The organism is Flavobacterium caeni (genome assembly GCF_900101895.1).
GTDB classification, from domain to species: domain Bacteria; phylum Bacteroidota; class Bacteroidia; order Flavobacteriales; family Flavobacteriaceae; genus Flavobacterium; species Flavobacterium caeni.
The window spans coordinates 455,633-473,556 of record NZ_FMVF01000002.1 but is presented as its reverse complement, the minus strand read 5'-3'; the positions used below and the strand labels follow the sequence as shown (position 1 = coordinate 473,556).

Below are 17,924 nucleotides of genomic sequence, written 5' to 3'. Positions count from 1 at the left end.
TAACAAGACTTTAATATCGATCGGAAAAAAATGATTTTATTTATTTGATATATCAATTATATTTGCATCAAAAAAATTGCAATGGAAAGAAAAATTACTGGCTTCCTACTCTTGTGGTCCGCGTTGGCCGTTGCGCAAGTAGGAATCAATACCCCTAACCCCGACCCTTCGGCAAGCCTAGACATCCGGTCGGCCGACACCGGGCTATTGATTCCGCGCGTGGCGCTCGTTAGCGTGACCGACGCAACTACACCCATCCAGACCCCTCAGCGAAGTTTGTTGGTGTACAATACAAACAACATCGTAACAGGTGGAAGTGGTGAAGGTTACTACTACTGGGATGGCGCGGCTTGGGTAAAATTGCTTACAGACGACGAAAAACTATGGCAACGCAATGCCGCGGGACAAATGTTTCCCAACCGACTGGCCGACCGTGTTGGAATCAACACCAACACACCAAACGCGCCCTTGCAATTTTCGAACACCGTCGAGAACCGCAAAATTGTATTGCACGAGGTGACAAACAACGACCATCAGTTTTACGGACTCGGCGTCAACCCAAACACGCTGCGTTACCAAACGGCGACCACAGCAGACGACCACGCATTCTTCGCGGGCAACGGCTCTAGCACATCGCGCGAAATCATGCGCATGCGTGGCAGCGGCAATGTAGGTATCGGCACCGCTACACCGGCTTACCGGCTTGACGTATCCGGTAGCGGCGGCATCGACATCAACTTCAGAACTACCGGACGGCTTTGGAGCGACAGTCCTTATGGCGGCCTGTTTACAGGCAATGATTCTTTTGTTGGCAACTTCAACACTACCCATTTCGGAATATGGACCAGCGGTGCAGGCAACGCTTTTACAATTCTGAAGGCCAACGGAAATGTAGGCATCAACAACGACAATCCGACGCAAAAATTAGACGTGGTCGGAAAAATCAGGATTGCCGACGGAACGCAAGCCCCTGGCAGGATACTCTCTACCGATGCCAATGGCGTCGCGAGTTGGGTCAATTCGACCTCTATCACACCGGCAGTTTCAGGTGCCTTCGGAGCCAATGGGCTCACCTTTGGCAACGGGGTAGGACCTGGCGGCACCACACCGTACTACTATTGCGGGGCATACATCGATTTGCCGCCCGGAAAATGGATGGTATTCGGAACTTTCCTGATCAATGGATTTTTGGCCGCCGACGCCAGCGTCATTGTTCGTACCTCGCTCTCGTGCAGCGATACCAATTATACGGCATGCAACACCATCATGGGCGCCTTGATTTCTGGAATACTGTCCGGCCCCAACGAGTTTGGGATTGCCACGGGGCAGTCGGTTATCCTCAACAATACGGCAGGCGTGCGGCGCTATTATCTATGGGCGAGCCTGACCAAATACGGTTCTACCCCCGCTGCGTTCACGGTCAACAACCTGGCGAGTAACGTATGGGGAGAAAACCAATTGACCGCAATACCAATGAACTAGGAAAGAGAAAATCAGTTGTTAGGTTGGGCGTGCCAGAAATGGTGCGCCTTTTGCATTTCAATAGCCTTGGATACCGCTTAAATTCATTCCTTGTCCGATTCATGACACATTTTTGCGCTTTCGTTACATTCGAACACTACGCCCGGGAAAGTCGCGTTTACTTTTGCCGCTGAAAATGAATGGCGACATTCGTTTCGATCAATCATCAATAATCAAAAAATCAGAACAATGAGAAAATCGATCTTTGCGTCGGCAGTAATCGCGCTGACACAGTTTTCGGCCTGGGCACAGCCCGTGGCAACATCGGCAAACGTCGTCGACTTTACCGGTGAATTCTATTTCGCCGAAGCGAACAGTTTCACTCCGGGGCCAGCCGGAGCCAATCAGACCTGGGATTTTTCGAATCTCCAATTGACCCTCGGCGGACTCGACACGCCGCAAGTGGTTTCGCAAACACCTTTTGGGGCACAGTTCCCCACAGCCAACAATTGTTACAAATTCAGCGGGATGTTTCCGCCCGACCGCTACTACTACCAGCACGTCACGCCCGACCGTTACGACATCATCGGCATGGCCATCACCACTACGACGGGCGACAATTACACGCCAAATCCGCGTACGTTTTGTACGTTCCCATACACGTTCGGGACCGTCTACAACGATACCTACCGAACGGTCAATGAAGGCACGGACACTTCGGTCGTGGTGACCTATGACGCCTACGGCACCGTTATTTTGCCCACGGGAACTTATACGAATGTCATCCGTCAGAAAGTGGTCAAGAACGGAACGACCACCAATTACAATTGGTTCAACGTACAACCCTTCTACCCGCTCATCCAGACCGTCTTGGAGCAAAACAGCCTCGGAATCCTCAAGGGTTTGACGCTGGCGACGGACGAACACAATTTTGGCAAAAACTTCGCCATCTACCCGAACCCGACGCAGGATGTGCTGCACATCGAGGCGCTCGGTACGATCGACCATGCCATCGACATGGAACTTTTTGACCTGCTTGGCCAACGCGTATTGGCGCAACATTCGGGTGCGCTCGACCACGATCAGGTGCAACTCAACTTGGCTGGCTTGAACGCGGGCATCTACTTGCTCAGGATTACCGATTCTGAAACAAAATCATCTCATACACAACGAGTTATCAAAAAATAACGCTGCTTTGGCATGGCTGCCGCCGATGGATTTCTGTTCCAAAACGGGCGGCCTTGTCTTTTGATCAACTGTAAAAAATCAAACAATGGAAAAATCTATTGCAAAATCGGCATGGCTCATGCTGGTGGTCGTGATCGTTGCGGTGACGGCTTATGAAATAAAGCTGCGCAACGACGGACTCGCGGTTTCCTACGACGACAGCCCCGCGCTTTGGACCGACAAACGCAACAACGTGTACGGAAGCAAACAAGACCAGGTGGTTTTTATCGGGTCGTCGCGCATCAAATACGACCTGGATATCGCGACCTGGAAGTCGATGACCGGTATCGAAGCCGTACAGCTCGCTTGCGTGGGCAGTACACCGCTGCCGATCTTGAAAGACCTGGCCGCCGACCAAAACTTCGCGGGACGGCTGGTCATCGACGTGACCGAACCGCTGTTTTTTTCGAGTGCGCCGTTCTTTTACGAACGCCCGAACAACAACCTAAAATATTTTCACGACCACACCATCGCCCAAGACGCGAGTTTCGAACTGCACCGCGCGCTCGAATCGCAATTGGTGCTGTTGGACGAAGAAAACCTGTCGATGAATGCCCAGCTCGGCCTGCTCCCGTTCATGGTCCCGCAATTGCAAAACCGTCCGGGCGTGATGGGTCCGCCGGTGTTCCCGATGGAATTTGCGCGAACTACCTTTGACCGACAAACCTACATGACCGCCAATTTCTTGGCCGATACCGCGCAGGTGGGCATCGTCAAAAGTATTTGGGCGGGTCTTGCCAAGATGCCTTCGCCACCGCCCATGAACGATGCGCAAATCCTGGCCTTTTTGCAAGATGTCAAGAAAAATACCGACCAGATCAAGGCGCGCGGCGGCCAGATCATTTTTGTACGCACGCCGTCGAGCGGCCCGTTCCGCGACATGGAACGCATGGGCTTTGCGCGCGAACGCTACTGGGACCAACTCCTGAAAGTGACGGGTTGCGCGGGCATCCATTTCGAGGACGACGCAGCAACAAAAGGCTTGGTCTGCCCCGAGTTCTCGCATCTTTCAATCGAAGACGCCCGAATTTACACCAAGGCTTTCGTAAACAGCCTTTCCAAGCATCCTGACTGGAACGTCCGGTCTGAAAAATTACTCACAAAAATCTAAACCATGGTATTCAATTCTTATACATTCGTCGCGTTTTTCGCGATCATGCTCCTGGTATACAACCTTCCGATTTCATGGAAGGCCAAGAAAGTGTCGTTGCTCCTGGGCAGCTATGTGTTCTACGCGGCGTGGAATCCGCCGTTCATCTTGTTGTTGTGGCTTTCTACCGTAGTCGATTTCTTTGTCGGACGTGCGCTGTATACGCAGCAAAATCCGGTCAAGAAAAAAGTATTGCTCGTGGTGAGTTTGATTGGCAACCTCGGGATGTTGTGTTTCTTTAAATACGGTACGTTCCTTTTGGAAAATTTTGTCGCCTTGGTCAATACGTTCGGGGTAGACTTTCATCCGGCCGAGCCAAGCATCATCCTGCCTGCCGGTATTTCGTTCTATACGTTCACCACTTTGTGCTACACCATCGACATGTACAAAAAGGAAAGCCAGCCCGTCAAGTCGTTGCTCGATTTTTCGCTCTTCGTGACGTTTTTCCCGCACCTGGTGGCCGGACCTATCGTGCGTCCGCCGCAATTGGTACCGCAGTTCGAGCATCCGAAATCGGCCACGCGCAAGCAAATGCTCGACGGCTTGCTGTTGCTTTCGTTGGGTTTGTTCATGAAAGTGGTCCTTGCCGATGCATTGCTCGCCGATACGGCCGACACCGTTTTCAATACCCCCGAAGCCTTGGCCACACTCGATGCCTGGGCGGGCGTACTGGCATTCTCGGGCCAGATTTTCTTTGACTTCGCGGGCTACTCGACCTGCGCCGTGGGCGTGGCCTTGTGTTTGGGGTTTGTGTTGCCGCAAAATTTCAATTATCCGTATGCGGCCATCGGCTTCTCTGATTTCTGGAAAAGATGGCACATCACACTCTCGGCCTGGTTGCGCGACTATTTGTACATTCCGTTGGGTGGCAACCGCAAAGGCAAATTCCGTATGTATATGGCGCTCATGGCCACGATGCTTTTGGGCGGACTATGGCACGGGGCGAACTGGACGTTCGTCGCCTGGGGCGGATTGCACGGATTGTACTTGTGGGCCGAGAAGTTCATCGGCGACAAACGCAACCTGACCGCCGAAGAAAAAGATCGGCAAAACCGCCAATGGACGGGCTTTTTGTATGCGTTTTTGACGTTCATGCTGGTCAACATCACATGGGTGTTTTTCCGTTCGGAATCGTTCGGTACGGCGTGGCGCATCCTCGAATCGATGTTCGGCTTGGTCGATGGCGGCAAAATGGTACTGACCACCATGGCGCTCGTCAAGGTGGCCGTAGTCATCCCGGCGCTGTTCATTTTCCAGTGGTTCATGCGCAACCGCAAAGTCATCGAAGTGGCCTACAACATGAAATGGTGGTCGCTCGGGCTGACCTGGTCGTTTTTGGTCCTGATGCTGATTTGGGCACAGGAAAGCGGCGGGGCGTTCATCTACTTTCAATTTTAAAGTTTAGTTTTTTAGTTATGGACGGGCGTGGCTTTCGGGTCGCGCCTTTCTTTGGATACAAGAATCATCAATCATCAATCAATCATCATGAAATCAATCTTTTTAATGGCGATGGGCCTCACGACGGCGGCCTACGCGCAGCCGGTGATCACACCCGCAAATTTGTCGAACTATCTACCCACCGAAGCGCTCACGGCCTCAACCGTTGGCTTTGATCCTGGTACCCCAGGCGCCAACAAAACCTGGAACTTTTCACAACTCGCGTTCACGCCTTCGGGCACCAACGATGTGATGTTGCCCAAAGACATCGCCTCGAAGAATCCGTTTCCGGCCGCGACGCTTTGCTTGTCTTATACGGGCAAGGTGGGCGAAGGCTTCCTGTTCTTTAAACACGACGCAAACAAACTCGAATGGATCGGGCAATCGTTTGACGGTGTGGGTACCGTGGCCTGTACGGCCAACCCCAAGACCGTGCTTACTTTTCCCTACGCCTACCAAACCCAAATTACCGATGATTTCCAAATCGACGGAACGCAGCAGGCGACAAATTTTTCCTCGGTTTACGACGCTTACGGCACGTTAATCATGCCGTATGGTACGCACCGCAACGTCATCCGTCAACGTATCGTAGTGGATGGACAAGCAGATTATATTTGGTTCAACGCACATCCGTTCTATCCGATCTTACAAACCGATATGTCGCGCGGTACGCTGGGTGTGATGATGCTCGCCGAAGCATCGGCCGGTTTCGAACCCAACCGATCGTTCCAAGTAACCGAACAGGCCTGTCTCGGACGTTATGACATCGTCACAGGTCATGCGATGGCCGACATTAAAGTGTACGACCTTGACGGCAAAACTGTAGCCGCAACCCAAGCCAACAACGGCGTGGCCACGATCGACCTGCAACACGGCCCGTGCGGCATTTACATCGCAACGATCAAAACCGCCGACGGCTATGCGATGCAGAAACTCATCAAGACCAGCGCCGAAAAAAGACGCTCCACGCCCTCGGCACCTTGCGACGACACCGCGCTGCTCAACCGGTAAAGATTACAGTGCATTTTATCAAAGCGTGGCTTCGGCTGCGCTTTTTTTTTTTGACGTCTTTGTAACAAAAGAAAAAAGTGTCGACAAATATTTGATATATCAAATAAAATCAATCATCAATGAAAAATCATTTGCTTTTGGCCTTGCTGGCCACCGCTGCTTTGCAAGCGCAACCCGTCGTGAATCCGAACAACCTGATCATGGACCTGAACACCGAGGCCTTTTTTGCCGAAGTCGAAAACCTCGACCCAGGGCCAGCAGGCGCCAACCGAAACTGGAATTTGACCAACCTCGACCTGATTCCCGTTGGGACCAGCACGACGACGTCGCCGGTGGGTACGGCTTTCGAAAATTCGTTCCCGACGGCCAACTATTGTAGCGCCACGACGGGCGAATTCCAAGGCGGCTACACTTACTTTCGGTACGACAATCAATCGATGGAACTGCTGGGCGATGCATTTACAGGAATAGGTATCTTTAGTTTCGATCCAAATCCGCGAACGTATATCACGTTTCCGTACACCTACAACACGGTCATCAACGACACCTACCACGCCGACAACATTGCCTTTACGGCAACCTATGATGGCTATGGTTCATTGACCGTGCCCTTCGGGACCTACCACAATGTCATCCGCCAGAAAATCGAGGAACTCGGCACGACCAACTATGTTTGGTTCAACGCCAATCCGTTTTTCCCGATTGCACAAACCACCGAAGGTGGCATCGGACTGATGCGCGCCACGAACTTATCGGCCCAACAGTTTACGCCGTCCCAAACCATAAGCGTATGGCCCAACCCATCGCGCGATGTATTTTGGCTCGAGGGCGTGCCGTCGCAATCCGACATTTTGGTTTGCGACCTGAAAGGACAAGTGGTCTTGCAGGCACAAACCCAAACGACATCGGCATCGGTAGACCTGTCTGGCTTTGCGTCGGGCGTGTATGTGCTTAAAATCGATGCTTTGGGACAACAAACCATCAAGAAAATCGTAAAATATTGATTCTGATTATTGTGATGCGAATGCCCGGGGTTGCCGATTACAACCACCGGGCATTTTTTTTGGCCAGGCGCGCGAATCTTTGTACTTTTAAGGCAAATCACTCACCATGTCCAACATCCAACTCATCATTGAGGAAAGGCCCAGCGTGGTCGGCAATTTCATGGTCGGCCGGTTGTTGCCGTTCCGCGAGAAAAGAACCGTGGGGCCGTTTGCGTTCATCGACCACATGGGACCGGTGTCGTTGCGCGATTACGAGAATTTCGACGTGCCGCCGCATCCGCACATCGGGCTTTCGACACTGACCTATTTGTTCGAGGGCAGCATCATGCACCGCGACAGCCTGGGAAGCGCCGTCGAGATCAAGCCGGGTGAAGTCAACTGGATGACATCGGGCAAAGGCATCGTACATTCCGAGCGCACGCCCGAGTATTTGCGCCATTCCGAAAAATCGCTGCACGGTTTGCAGATTTGGGTCGCCTTGCCCAAGGAACTCGAGCAAATGGAACCGAGTTTCTACCACGCCTCGGACCACGAAATACCGCACTGGCAGCAGGACGGCATTTCGTTCAAATTGATCGCGGGTGAAGTATTTGGCCGTAAATCGCCTGTTCCGGTATACAGCCCGCTTTATCTGATTGAAATCAAATCGAACGCGCGGCAAACCGTTTCCATAGGCGATGAATTGTTTGGCGAGAGCGCGCTGTACATTCTCGAGGGCAGCATCGAAAACGACGGACACACCTATGGCCCGAAACAAATCCTGGTGGCCAACGACGTCAAACTGTGCGCGTTTACGATGGCCGAAAACACGACCGTGTATATTTTTGGTGGCGAAAAATTTCCCGAGGAGCGTTTTATCTTTTGGAATTTTGTGGCCACCAGCCACGAATTGATCGAAGACGCCAAAAAACGCTGGACCGAACAAACTTTCCCCAAAATAGACGGCGAGACCGGGTTTGTCCCGTTGCCCGAACCCAATCCCCTAAAACCAAAAACATGACGAACGTTACCGCCGCCACGGGCAAAGAACGATACAAGACACAAATCAAGACAGACCACCACACCCTGATTGTAGACGAACCGCTTGAAGTGGGCGGCGCCAATCTTGGGCCAAAACCCAGTGACCTGCTGGCCGCGTCGTTGGCTTCGTGTACGGCCATCACGTTGCGCATGTATGCCGACCGAAAGGGTTGGGATTTGCAGGAAACCATGGTAAACGTGACGCTCGAAAACCATGCGCTCGAAGGTCGCGCCGATTTCAAGATGGACATTCGTTTGTTCGGCAACCTCGACACCGAGCAACGCGCCAAATTGTTGGAAATTGCGGGCAAGTGCCCCATACACCGTATTTTGAAGAATGAGATCGACATTCAAACCGTGCTCAAGGACTGATTGGCTTTGGATTTCGCCCGCAAGTTGCAGGATGGAATTTACCCTTTTACTTTTGCCCCTCGGCTCCATTTTATTAATTTAGCCGCATGGTTACAATAACGGTCATCGGTTCGGGCAATGTGGCGCATCACTTGATTCAAGCCTTTTCGCAAAGCACTGCCGTAGAATTGGTGCAACTTTTTGCGCGCGACAGCCGTGCGCTTGAGCAGTTTTCTGGCCTGGCCGAGATTACCGATGATTTGAGTGGATTGAAGCCGGCCGATTTGTACGTAATTGCCGTTTCGGACGACGCCATCGGAATGTTATCGGAGCGCCTGCCGTTCGAGAACCGCTTGGTGGTGCATACTTCGGGAAGCGTTTCGATCGAAGGTCTCGACCACAAAAACAGACGCGGCGTATTTTATCCGTTGCAGACTTTTTCCAAAAACAAGACGGTCGATTTCGACAAAATTCCGATTTGCCTCGAAGCGCAAACACCCGACGATTACAAAATGCTCGAAACCGTGGCGGGCGCGTTGTCTAAAAAAGTGTACCCTATCGACTCGACGCAAAGGCAGGCATTGCACGTGGCCGCGGTTTTCGTCAACAATTTCGTGAACCATCTGTATGCAATGGGCGCCGACATTTGCGATGCGAACCAAATCCCGTTCGAGATCCTCAAACCGCTGATCCTCGAAACGGCCGACAAAGTCATGACGCTCACGCCAAATGAGGCGCAAACCGGACCCGCCAAGCGAAACGACGCAGCAACCATCCAAAAACACCTCGATTTTTTACCGGACAACCAACAAAAAATATACGAACTCCTAACCCACTCGATACAACATGGCCAAAAGTTATAAGGAAATCATGAACCAGATCACGACGTTCATCTTTGATGTAGACGGCGTACTCACCGACAGCTCGGTACACGTGACGCCCACCGGCGACATGCTTCGCGTGATGAACATCCGCGACGGATTTGCGATGAAGGCGGCTGTAGAAAGCGGCTATCATGTGTGCATCATCTCGGGCGGATCGAACGAAGGCGTACGCATCCGGTTGCGCAACCTGGGCATCACCGACATCCATTTGGCCGCACCCGACAAGGTCGAAACGTTCAAGGAATACACCGAGCTGTATGGCATCGATCCTGAAAATGTGCTGTACATGGGCGACGACATTCCCGATTACCATGTGATGAAATTGGTTGGCCTGCCCGCGTGCCCGCAGGATGCGAGCCCCGAGATCAAAGGGATTTCCAAATACATCTCGCACAAAAACGGCGGACGCGGTGCCGTGCGCGACGCCATCGAACAGGTGATGAAACTGCAGGGCAAATGGATGGAAAACTTTGACGGCAAACACGACTAATAAATAACAATAAAGAATAAACAATAAACAATAAACAACAACCTTGAAATACCTCCAACTCATACGCTACCCCAACCTGCTGATGCTGGCCGTCATGCAACTCATCATTCGGTACGGATTCCTAGAATTGCAGAACATCCCATTAGGGCTCAGCGACTGGCAATATGCGTTGCTCGTGCTGTCGACGGTGCTGATTGCGGCCGCGGGCTATGTCATCAACGACATCCTGGACCAGCCGACCGACGCCGAAAACAAACCGTCGCGCGTGATCGTCGGGACCAAAATCAGCGAAGAACACGCGTATTATCTGTACGTTGCGCTCAACATTGTAGGAGTGGGCATCGGGTTTTATTTGGCCAACGCCATCGAGCGTCCGGGATTCGGATCGGCATTTATCCTGATCGCAACGTTGCTGTATTTTTATGCTAACACACTCAAGCAAATGGCCGTGGTGGGCAATGTGGTGGTCGCTTTGATTTTGGCCATGAGCGTGCTAATTGTGGTTGCGTTCGATATTTTGCCGATGATGTACGATTACAACCGCGCACAAATGCTCACGGTGTCGTCGGTTTTGCTCGATTATGCGGTGTTTGCGTTTATTGTGAACCTCTTGCGCGAAATGGTCAAGGACCTCGAGGACGTGAACGGCGACTACAACCAAGGCATGAAAACGCTGCCGATTGTACTGGGCGTGGGTCGTACGGCGCGCGTCGTGTTTGTACTGAGCCTTGTCCCGATAGCGCTTTTGCTGCATTACCTCCACACCTATTTGTTTGCCAACGATTTGTACCTGTCGGTGATTTACGGACTGGTTTTGGTGGTGGCGCCGCTGATCTATTTTTCGATGCGCATGTGGTCGGCCAGCAAGAAAAAAGAGTTCGCGCATTTGAGCCTGGTGCTTAAATTTGTGATTTTCTTTGGGATTGTGTCGATGGCGGTCATCTCCTATAATATTTCGCACCATGCTTAAGTCGAACTATAAAATCATTCTGGCCTCGGGTTCGCCGCGCAGGCAGCAGTTCTTCAAGGATTTGGACCTCGATTTCGAAATCCGCCTCAAGGACGTAGACGAAGTGTATCCGCCCGAATTGCAGGCCGAACAAATCACCAACTATCTTGCGGTGCTCAAAGCCGACGCCTTTCGCGGTGAAATAGCCGACAACGAACTGCTCGTGACCAGCGATACGATCGTGTGGCACAAAGGCAGGGCACTCGGCAAACCCAAGGACTATGAAGACGCGGTGAATATGCTGCAAACCATGGCGGGCAGCACACACGAAGTGATCACATCGGTGTGTTTGACCACAACAAAGCGCCAAGATCTACTGCACGAAGTGACGCGCGTGACCTTTGCCGATTTGAGCGAAAAAGCAATCCGCTACTACCTGGACAAGCACCGTCCGTTTGACAAGGCGGGCGCCTATGGCATCCAGGACTGGATCGGGCTCGTGGCAATCTCGAAAATAGAAGGCTCCTATACCAATGTGGTCGGACTGCCTACACATCGATTATTTGACTATTTATCAAACCTTGAATGATGATTGCAATCCGTGAGTTGTATGTAGAAATCTTGGCGACCGCAATTTTGGTTTTGGTCGTCGTTATCCTTCGGTTTTTTTCGGCCAAGGTGATCAAGCACTACGCCAAGACCAGCGAAATCCTCGAGCACCGCGCCAATCTGGTGATCCGGTACAACAACATCTTTTTGACCATTTTGTTCTGCATCGGGATCTTTATCATTTGGGGCGTACAAACCGACGATATTTTCCTGACGATTTCGTCGGTGGTCACCGTTGTGGGCGTGGCGTTCTTTGCGCAATGGTCGATTCTGAGCAACGTGACCTCGGGCATCATCCTGCTGTTTTCGTTTCCGTTCAAGATTGGCGACATCATCAAGATACACGACAAGGACTTTCCGATCGAAGCCGAAATAGAGGACATTCGTGCGTTCCATACGCTTTTGCGCACCAAGGACGGCGAACGTATTTCGTATCCGAACAACCTGATGCTGCAAAAAGGCATTTCGATCATAAATAATTTCTACGAAGACCAAGAATTTACGGATTAGTGCGTACTTTTGCACTCCGTTTCTGATTAAATCATTTGGTGATGATTCATCTCAAACGTTATAACTTGTAGTACTTTTCTTTATTTATTAGTTAAAAAGTGTATTTTATCGATGTTTTTTACACTTTAATCGACTTTTGTACAGGTTTTTACGTTACCTTTACATTGTAATTTAAATGAGGAATAGGTTCAACTTTTTGAAAGACCTCAAAACCTTTCAAAACAAAACACTAGAATGATGAAAAGTTTAAAGAACACCATCGCGCTCATTGCATTGCTCCTTAGTCCGATTGCGTTTGCGCAAACCGCGACCACCAAGAACGTGTCAGGACAACTGATCGATCCCCAAACCAACTGCATCCTGCGTTACTATTACTTCCCCAATCTCGAAGCCTACTACGACACGCAAAAAAACGAATACTGGTATACCGAGAACGGGCAATGGATTGTTGCCGATGAAATTCCGGAAGGCTACCGCGGCTATTCGCTCTACAACAAAGTCAATGTCGTGATCCACGATTATGACGACGACGATCCTACGCAATTCCTGTCGCGCCACAAAAAGAAGTATCCGTACATCACCAAGAACAACATCAAGAAACTCACGGCTTCGATCGAATAATAAATCGGCCGAAGGTTAAAGTTTTCTAAAATTCCGATTCGAGGTACGGTAATTGGAAATCCCGTTTTACTAACTGTCGTAATGACTAAATGATAAAACGATGAAAACACTTCAAACTGCCACAGTCCTTTTGTTCACCTTGTTCGCTGCGTTGCCAACGCAAGCACAGGTTTCGGTCAATGTAAGTCTTGGAATTCCGCTTCCGGTACCCGTAGCGGTGTATGAACCCGTCCATGTTGTCCATGCCCCGGTTTATGTCGCCCCACGACGCGTAGTGGTCCACAGACCCGTGTATGTAGAAAGACCCACCCGCGTGGTTTATGTCAAAGACAGACATCCCAAGTACAAACACAAATACCACCGCGGCCACAAAAGACACCACAAGCACGGTTGCGACGACTAAAATAAATCTCAACAATTTCTGGAAAAAGAGTGAAGCCCAAAGCTTCGCTCTTTTTTGTTAAAGAAAACCCAATTGAAAAACCCGCCGTGCAAAATGCTTATATTTGATTTTGTTTAAAATTCGGTTATGTCAAGATTCCGCACGCTGTTGCTTTTTTTGTCGCTTTCCTCGCTTCTCCACGCCCAACAACCCGCCAAACCCAACGCCTCAGAGATTTACAGCCAAATCGAGAAACTCAATTTCTTGGGATCGGTTTTGTATGTGGCCGCGCATCCCGACGACGAAAATACACGTCTGATTTCGTATATGGCCAACGCCGAACACGCGCGAACGGCTTACCTTTCGCTCACGCGTGGCGACGGCGGACAGAACCTGATAGGCCCCGAATTGCGCGAAGGTTTGGGCGTGATCCGAACCCAGGAATTGCTCGAGGCACGAAGAATAGACGGCGGACAGCAGTTCTTTTCGCGTGCCAACGATTTCGGCTACTCGAAAACCCCCGACGAAACGCTACAAATCTGGAAAAAGGAAGATGTTTTGGGCGACATGGTATACCTGATCCGTCAATTCCAACCCGATGTGATCATCAACCGTTTCGACGCACGTACGCCCGGCACCACGCACGGGCACCACACGGCCTCGGCCATGCTCAGCGTCGAAGCATTTGACCTTACCAACGACAGTCAAAAATACCCGCAACAACTGACACTCGTCAAACCGTGGCAACCCAAGCGTTTGTTTTTCAACACCAATTGGTGGTTTTACGGCAGCCGCGAAAAATTCGACAAGGCCGACAAATCTAAACTGTACAAGGTTTCTACAGGCGTGTATTATCAATCGCTCGGCAAATCGAACCAGGAAATCGCGGCCCTGAGCCGTAGCCGTCACCAGTCGCAAGGCTTCGGCAACACGGGCGTACGCGGCGAAGATTTTGAATACCTCGAATTGCTCAAGGGCGCCGATGGCCAGAACAAAACCGATATTTTTGAAGGCGTCGATACCTCGTGGAACCGCGTCAAAGGCGGCAAGCCAATCGGCGACTTGCTCGCATCGGTACAAAAACAGTTCGATTTCAAGCATCCGGCGGCAAGTATCCCAATGCTCACAAAGGCCTATACGATGGTGTTGGCGCTCGAGGACAACCATTGGAAACCCATCAAACTCAACGAAATCAAGAACGTGATCGCGGCCTGCGCGGGGCTCTATCTCGAGGCCGTGGCCGAAACCGCCGAAACAACACCGGGCAGTACGGTGAAACTAAAACTGGAGGCCATCAACCGCAGCGACGTGCCGATGCAACTGTTGGGCGTCAAGACCATGGCAACCGCCAATTCGATAGCACCTACCGAACTAAAACCTAATATTTTAAACAATTTCGAAACCACGGTGCAGCTTCCGCAAAATGATGGTTACACACAACCTTATTGGCTTGCCGAGCCGGCATCGGTGGGCATGTATACGGTTTCTGACCCCAAAATCATCGGCACGCCCGACATCATCCGCGACCAGAAAGTGGTTTTCGATTTGGCCGTAAATGGCGTACCGATTCCGTTCGAACGCACCATCATCTACAAATTCAACGACGATGTCAAGGGCGAAGTGTACCGTCCGTTCGACATCGTACCCGATGTTTCGCTTTCCTTTGTTGACAAAGTCGCCATCTTTAACGGTGAAAAAACCAAAACGCTGGGCGTCCTGGTCAAGGCAGGAAAGGACGACGTCAAAGGCGAACTCGTACTCGAACTACCAGCCGATTGGAAGGTTTCACCCAAAAACAGGGTCTTCCACCTGGCGCGAAAGGGCGAATCGTTAACCTTTAACTTTGAGGTGACGGCGCCCGAGAAAATTTCGGAAATCAACGCAAAAGTCGTCGCCACGGTAAACGGCAAACGGTTCGACCGCGAACAAATCAAGATTGGTTACGACCACATCGCGCACCAGCAGTTGCTCAAGCCCGCCGAGGCCCGTTTGCTGAACCTCGACATCAAGACTGGCAAACAAAAGATCGCCTACATCATGGGCGCAGGCGATGAAGTACCGGGTAGCCTCAAGCAAATGGGTTACGACGTTTCGGTGGTCAAGGCCGAAGACCTGTCGGTCGATTTGCTCAAGGGATTCGACGTTGTGATGACGGGCATCCGCGCCTACAACACCGTACCTGCACTCGCGTTCAAACAACAGCTGTTGTTCGATTTTGTCGCGCAGGGCCATACGATGATCGTACAGTACAACACGCTCGACGATTTTGTGACCAAGGACATCGCGCCTTTCTCGCTCAAGATCTCGCGCGAACGCGTGACCGAGGAAAACGCCGTGGTGACGTTGCTCGAACCGGCGCACCCGGTGCTCAACCATCCGAACAAGATCACGCCAAACGACTTCAAGGATTGGAAGCAGGAACAAGGGCTGTACTACCCCAACGAATGGGACAAAGCCTTTACCCCTATATTATCGTCGCACGACAAAGGCGAGTCTGAAAAAAAAGGCGGGCTGCTCGTGGCCAAACACGGCAAAGGACATTACATTTACACCGGCTTGAGTTTCTTTAGGGAACTGCCCGAAGGCGTTTCGGGTGCCTACCGACTCATGGCCAACCTGATTTCGATACAACCCGGTAAATAAAAAATCATGCGTAAAACCACCGTCTGGAAAAAAAGTTACACGTGGGTACTGGTCGCCAATGCGATCTACATCCTGCTGTTTTGTCTCATCATGGAAATGTTCGCCTGATGCAACAGATAGATTGGATCGTACTCTGCGTCACGCTTTTGTTCATCGTCGTTTATGGCGTATGGAAAACGCGCGGCAGTCAAAATGTCGAGGACTACATCCTGGGCAGTAACGAAACACCCTGGTGGACAGTGGGCCTGTCGGTCATGGCCACGCAGGCCAGCGCCATTACCTTTTTGTCGACGCCGGGCCAGGCCTACCACGACGGCATGGGGTTCGTGCAATTTTACTTCGGGTTGCCGATTGCGATGGTCGTTATCTGCTATACCTTCATCCCGATTTACCACAAACTCAGGGTGTTTACGGCCTATGAATATTTGGAGCAACGTTTCGATCTCAAGACGCGGTCACTGGCCTCGATCCTGTTCCTGGTGCAACGCGGACTGGGCACGGGATTGACGATTTATGCGCCGGCCATCATCCTGTCGGCGTTACTCGGCTGGAACTTGACGCTGATGAACGTGATTATCGGCGTATTGGTGATCATCTACACGTTCGCGGGCGGCACCAAGGCGGTGAACGTCACACAAAAGCAGCAGATGTTCGTGATCATGACGGGCATGTTCCTGACGTTCTTCCTGATCCTGCACCTGCTCCCCAACGACATGACGCTGAGCAACGCGCTACACATTGCCGGGGCCAACGACAAAATGGACATCGTCGATTTCTCGTACGATCCCGAAACGCGCTATACGTTTTGGAGCGGCATCACGGGCGGCTTCTTCTTGATGTTGTCGTATTTTGGGACAGACCAATCGCAGGTGGGCCGTTATCTGTCGGGCAAATCGGTGCGCGAAAGCCAGATGGGGCTCATCATGAACGGTTTCTTGAAAGTCCCGATGCAGTTCTTTATCCTGCTCATTGGGGTGATGGTGTTTGTGTTTTTTCAATTCAATCCGGTACCGCTCAATTTTAATCCGAACAACAAGACGACGGTTGAAAATTCCAAATACCGCAATGAATACCGCCTGCTCGAGAACAAACTCGAACGATTGTCCGAGGCCAAGAAAGAGATCAACCTGCTCTACATGGACCACCTCAACCAGAACTACGACAACCCCATACTGCGCAAGGAACTGGTGGCTTTGTCGAGCAAGGAAAACGACTTACGCGAGGAGGCGCGCGAGCTCATCGCCAAGGCCGACCCCAAATCGGAGACCAACGACAAGGACTATGTGTTCATCCATTTCATCCTGAACTACCTGCCCAAGGGCCTGATCGGTTTGTTGCTCGCGGTGATCTTGTCGGCGGCCATGTCTTCTACGGCGTCGGGCATCAACGCGCTTGCGTCGACCACGGCCATCGACATTTACAAACGCAATGTCAAAGGCCACAAAAACGAGCGTCATTTTGTAAACGCGACCAAGTTCTTTACGCTGATGTGGGGCGTGATCGCGATCCTGTTTGCGTGTGTCGGCACGTTGTTCGAAAACCTGATCCAGCTTGTGAACATCATCGGTTCGATTTTTTACGGCACGGTGCTCGGCATCTTCCTGGTGGGATTCTACATCAAATATGTCAAGGCCAACGCCATGTTTTGGGGTGCGGCCGTGAGCCAAAGCGTTGTGTTGTACATTTACTATTTCTTTATCCACATCCAACCCAAGGGCGAAGAAAAACTGGGTTATTTGTGGCTCAACTTTATCGGGGCGATGCTCGCGATCGTGTTGTCGGTGATGGCGCAGACGTTTGTGAAGTCGAAAACCACAGCTGATGCTTAAATTTTACCGCAAAAACACAAAGTGATTCGCAAAGGTCTGGACGATACTCGCGATCGTGTTGTCGATCATTGCGCAGACGTTTGTGAAGTCGAAAACCACAGCCGATGCTAAATTTACCGCAAAGACGCAAAGTGATTCGCAAAGGTCGCTAAGCTTTGCGCGCTTTGCGAAAACTCCCAAACTTTGCGGTTTTTTTAAATATCCTTCCTTTCTAATTATTCCCCAAGCTTTGCGCGCTTTGCGAAAACTCCCAAACTTTGCGGTTTTTTTAAATATCCTTCCTTTCTAATTATTCCCCAAGCTTTGCGCGCTTTGCGAAAACTCCCAAACTTTGCGGTTAAAAAAA

Annotated in this window: 17 protein-coding genes; all 17 read left to right on the top strand. The window is 51.1% G+C overall.

Going from position 1 to position 17,924, the window contains the following annotated elements:
* Positions 1-81 precede the first annotated feature (81 nt).
* The 17 genes from BLP55_RS02140 to BLP55_RS02060 all read left to right on the top strand — a co-directional run bounded on the left by BLP55_RS02140 (position 82) and on the right by BLP55_RS02060 (position 17,578).
* Positions 82-1,482, top strand: a complete 1,401-nt coding sequence (locus BLP55_RS02140) for a hypothetical protein (RefSeq protein WP_091140659.1) — start codon at positions 82-84, stop codon at positions 1,480-1,482.
* A 228-nt stretch (positions 1,483-1,710) separates the two neighbouring features.
* Positions 1,711-2,649: a T9SS type A sorting domain-containing protein gene (locus BLP55_RS02135; RefSeq protein WP_091140658.1), complete on the top strand. Its 939-nt coding sequence runs from the start codon at positions 1,711-1,713 to the stop codon at positions 2,647-2,649.
* A gap of 85 nt (positions 2,650-2,734) precedes the next feature.
* Positions 2,735-3,799 carry a hypothetical protein gene (locus BLP55_RS02130; protein WP_091140657.1) on the top strand — a complete coding sequence of 355 codons (1,065 nt, stop codon included), beginning with the start codon at positions 2,735-2,737 and terminating at the stop codon, positions 3,797-3,799.
* Between the two features lie 3 nt (positions 3,800-3,802).
* Entirely contained in the window at positions 3,803-5,236 is a 1,434-nt protein-coding gene (locus tag BLP55_RS02125) for an MBOAT family O-acyltransferase (protein WP_091140656.1), read from the top strand.
* A gap of 87 nt (positions 5,237-5,323) precedes the next feature.
* Positions 5,324-6,286, top strand: a complete 963-nt coding sequence (locus BLP55_RS02120; protein ID WP_091140655.1) for a T9SS type A sorting domain-containing protein — start codon at positions 5,324-5,326, stop codon at positions 6,284-6,286.
* Positions 6,287-6,405: 119 nt separating this feature from the next.
* On the top strand, positions 6,406-7,290 hold the full coding sequence (locus BLP55_RS02115) for a T9SS type A sorting domain-containing protein (RefSeq protein ID WP_091140654.1): 885 nt from the start codon (positions 6,406-6,408) through the stop codon (positions 7,288-7,290).
* A 106-nt stretch (positions 7,291-7,396) separates the two neighbouring features.
* Complete coding sequence (locus BLP55_RS02110; RefSeq protein WP_091140653.1) at positions 7,397-8,290, top strand: pirin family protein; 894 nt, start codon at positions 7,397-7,399, stop codon at positions 8,288-8,290.
* The gene (locus BLP55_RS02105) at positions 8,287-8,682 is read left to right on the top strand and encodes an OsmC family protein (protein WP_091140652.1); all 396 of its coding nucleotides are present in this window, start codon (positions 8,287-8,289) and stop codon (positions 8,680-8,682) included. The genes BLP55_RS02110 and BLP55_RS02105 overlap by 4 nt, the downstream gene beginning before the upstream one ends.
* An 86-nt stretch (positions 8,683-8,768) precedes the next feature.
* Positions 8,769-9,524: a Rossmann-like and DUF2520 domain-containing protein gene (locus tag BLP55_RS02100; RefSeq protein ID WP_091140651.1), complete on the top strand. Its 756-nt coding sequence runs from the start codon at positions 8,769-8,771 to the stop codon at positions 9,522-9,524.
* Positions 9,508-10,035, top strand: a complete 528-nt coding sequence (locus BLP55_RS02095) for a KdsC family phosphatase (RefSeq protein WP_091140650.1) — start codon at positions 9,508-9,510, stop codon at positions 10,033-10,035. Before BLP55_RS02100 ends, BLP55_RS02095 begins: the two co-directional genes overlap by 17 nt.
* A 43-nt stretch (positions 10,036-10,078) precedes the next feature.
* On the top strand, positions 10,079-11,005 hold the full coding sequence (locus BLP55_RS02090; RefSeq protein WP_091140649.1) for a geranylgeranylglycerol-phosphate geranylgeranyltransferase: 927 nt from the start codon (positions 10,079-10,081) through the stop codon (positions 11,003-11,005).
* Complete coding sequence (locus tag BLP55_RS02085) at positions 10,998-11,573, top strand: Maf-like protein (RefSeq protein ID WP_091140648.1); 576 nt, start codon at positions 10,998-11,000, stop codon at positions 11,571-11,573. Before BLP55_RS02090 ends, BLP55_RS02085 begins: the two co-directional genes overlap by 8 nt.
* A complete protein-coding gene (locus BLP55_RS02080) occupies positions 11,573-12,103 on the top strand; it encodes a mechanosensitive ion channel domain-containing protein (protein WP_091140724.1) in 531 nt (176 codons plus the stop codon). Before BLP55_RS02085 ends, BLP55_RS02080 begins: the two co-directional genes overlap by 1 nt.
* Before the next feature lie 234 nt (positions 12,104-12,337).
* A complete protein-coding gene (locus tag BLP55_RS02075) occupies positions 12,338-12,724 on the top strand; it encodes a hypothetical protein (RefSeq protein ID WP_091140647.1) in 387 nt (128 codons plus the stop codon).
* A 100-nt stretch (positions 12,725-12,824) separates the two neighbouring features.
* Positions 12,825-13,127, top strand: coding sequence for a hypothetical protein (locus tag BLP55_RS16675; RefSeq protein ID WP_139149563.1), 303 nt, complete (start codon positions 12,825-12,827; stop codon positions 13,125-13,127).
* A gap of 126 nt (positions 13,128-13,253) precedes the next feature.
* Positions 13,254-15,749, top strand: coding sequence for a PIG-L family deacetylase (locus BLP55_RS02065; protein WP_091140645.1), 2,496 nt, complete (start codon positions 13,254-13,256; stop codon positions 15,747-15,749).
* Positions 15,750-15,856: 107 nt separating this feature from the next.
* Positions 15,857-17,578, top strand: coding sequence for a sodium:solute symporter family protein (locus BLP55_RS02060; RefSeq protein WP_091140644.1), 1,722 nt, complete (start codon positions 15,857-15,859; stop codon positions 17,576-17,578).
* Positions 17,579-17,924 lie beyond the last annotated feature (346 nt).

Coding starts and splice junctions, on each gene's coding strand:
- BLP55_RS02140 (WP_091140659.1), top strand. CDS start 82: ATGGAAAGAAAAATTACTGGCTTCCTACTCTTGTGGTCCGCGTTGGCC.
- BLP55_RS02135 (WP_091140658.1), top strand. CDS start 1,711: ATGAGAAAATCGATCTTTGCGTCGGCAGTAATCGCGCTGACACAGTTT.
- BLP55_RS02130 (WP_091140657.1), top strand. CDS start 2,735: ATGGAAAAATCTATTGCAAAATCGGCATGGCTCATGCTGGTGGTCGTG.
- BLP55_RS02125 (WP_091140656.1), top strand. CDS start 3,803: ATGGTATTCAATTCTTATACATTCGTCGCGTTTTTCGCGATCATGCTC.
- BLP55_RS02120 (WP_091140655.1), top strand. CDS start 5,324: ATGAAATCAATCTTTTTAATGGCGATGGGCCTCACGACGGCGGCCTAC.
- BLP55_RS02115 (WP_091140654.1), top strand. CDS start 6,406: ATGAAAAATCATTTGCTTTTGGCCTTGCTGGCCACCGCTGCTTTGCAA.
- BLP55_RS02110 (WP_091140653.1), top strand. CDS start 7,397: ATGTCCAACATCCAACTCATCATTGAGGAAAGGCCCAGCGTGGTCGGC.
- BLP55_RS02105 (WP_091140652.1), top strand. CDS start 8,287: ATGACGAACGTTACCGCCGCCACGGGCAAAGAACGATACAAGACACAA.
- BLP55_RS02100 (WP_091140651.1), top strand. CDS start 8,769: ATGGTTACAATAACGGTCATCGGTTCGGGCAATGTGGCGCATCACTTG.
- BLP55_RS02095 (WP_091140650.1), top strand. CDS start 9,508: ATGGCCAAAAGTTATAAGGAAATCATGAACCAGATCACGACGTTCATC.
- BLP55_RS02085 (WP_091140648.1), top strand. CDS start 10,998: ATGCTTAAGTCGAACTATAAAATCATTCTGGCCTCGGGTTCGCCGCGC.
- BLP55_RS02080 (WP_091140724.1), top strand. CDS start 11,573: ATGATTGCAATCCGTGAGTTGTATGTAGAAATCTTGGCGACCGCAATT.
- BLP55_RS02075 (WP_091140647.1), top strand. CDS start 12,338: ATGATGAAAAGTTTAAAGAACACCATCGCGCTCATTGCATTGCTCCTT.
- BLP55_RS16675 (WP_139149563.1), top strand. CDS start 12,825: ATGAAAACACTTCAAACTGCCACAGTCCTTTTGTTCACCTTGTTCGCT.
- BLP55_RS02065 (WP_091140645.1), top strand. CDS start 13,254: ATGTCAAGATTCCGCACGCTGTTGCTTTTTTTGTCGCTTTCCTCGCTT.
- BLP55_RS02060 (WP_091140644.1), top strand. CDS start 15,857: ATGCAACAGATAGATTGGATCGTACTCTGCGTCACGCTTTTGTTCATC.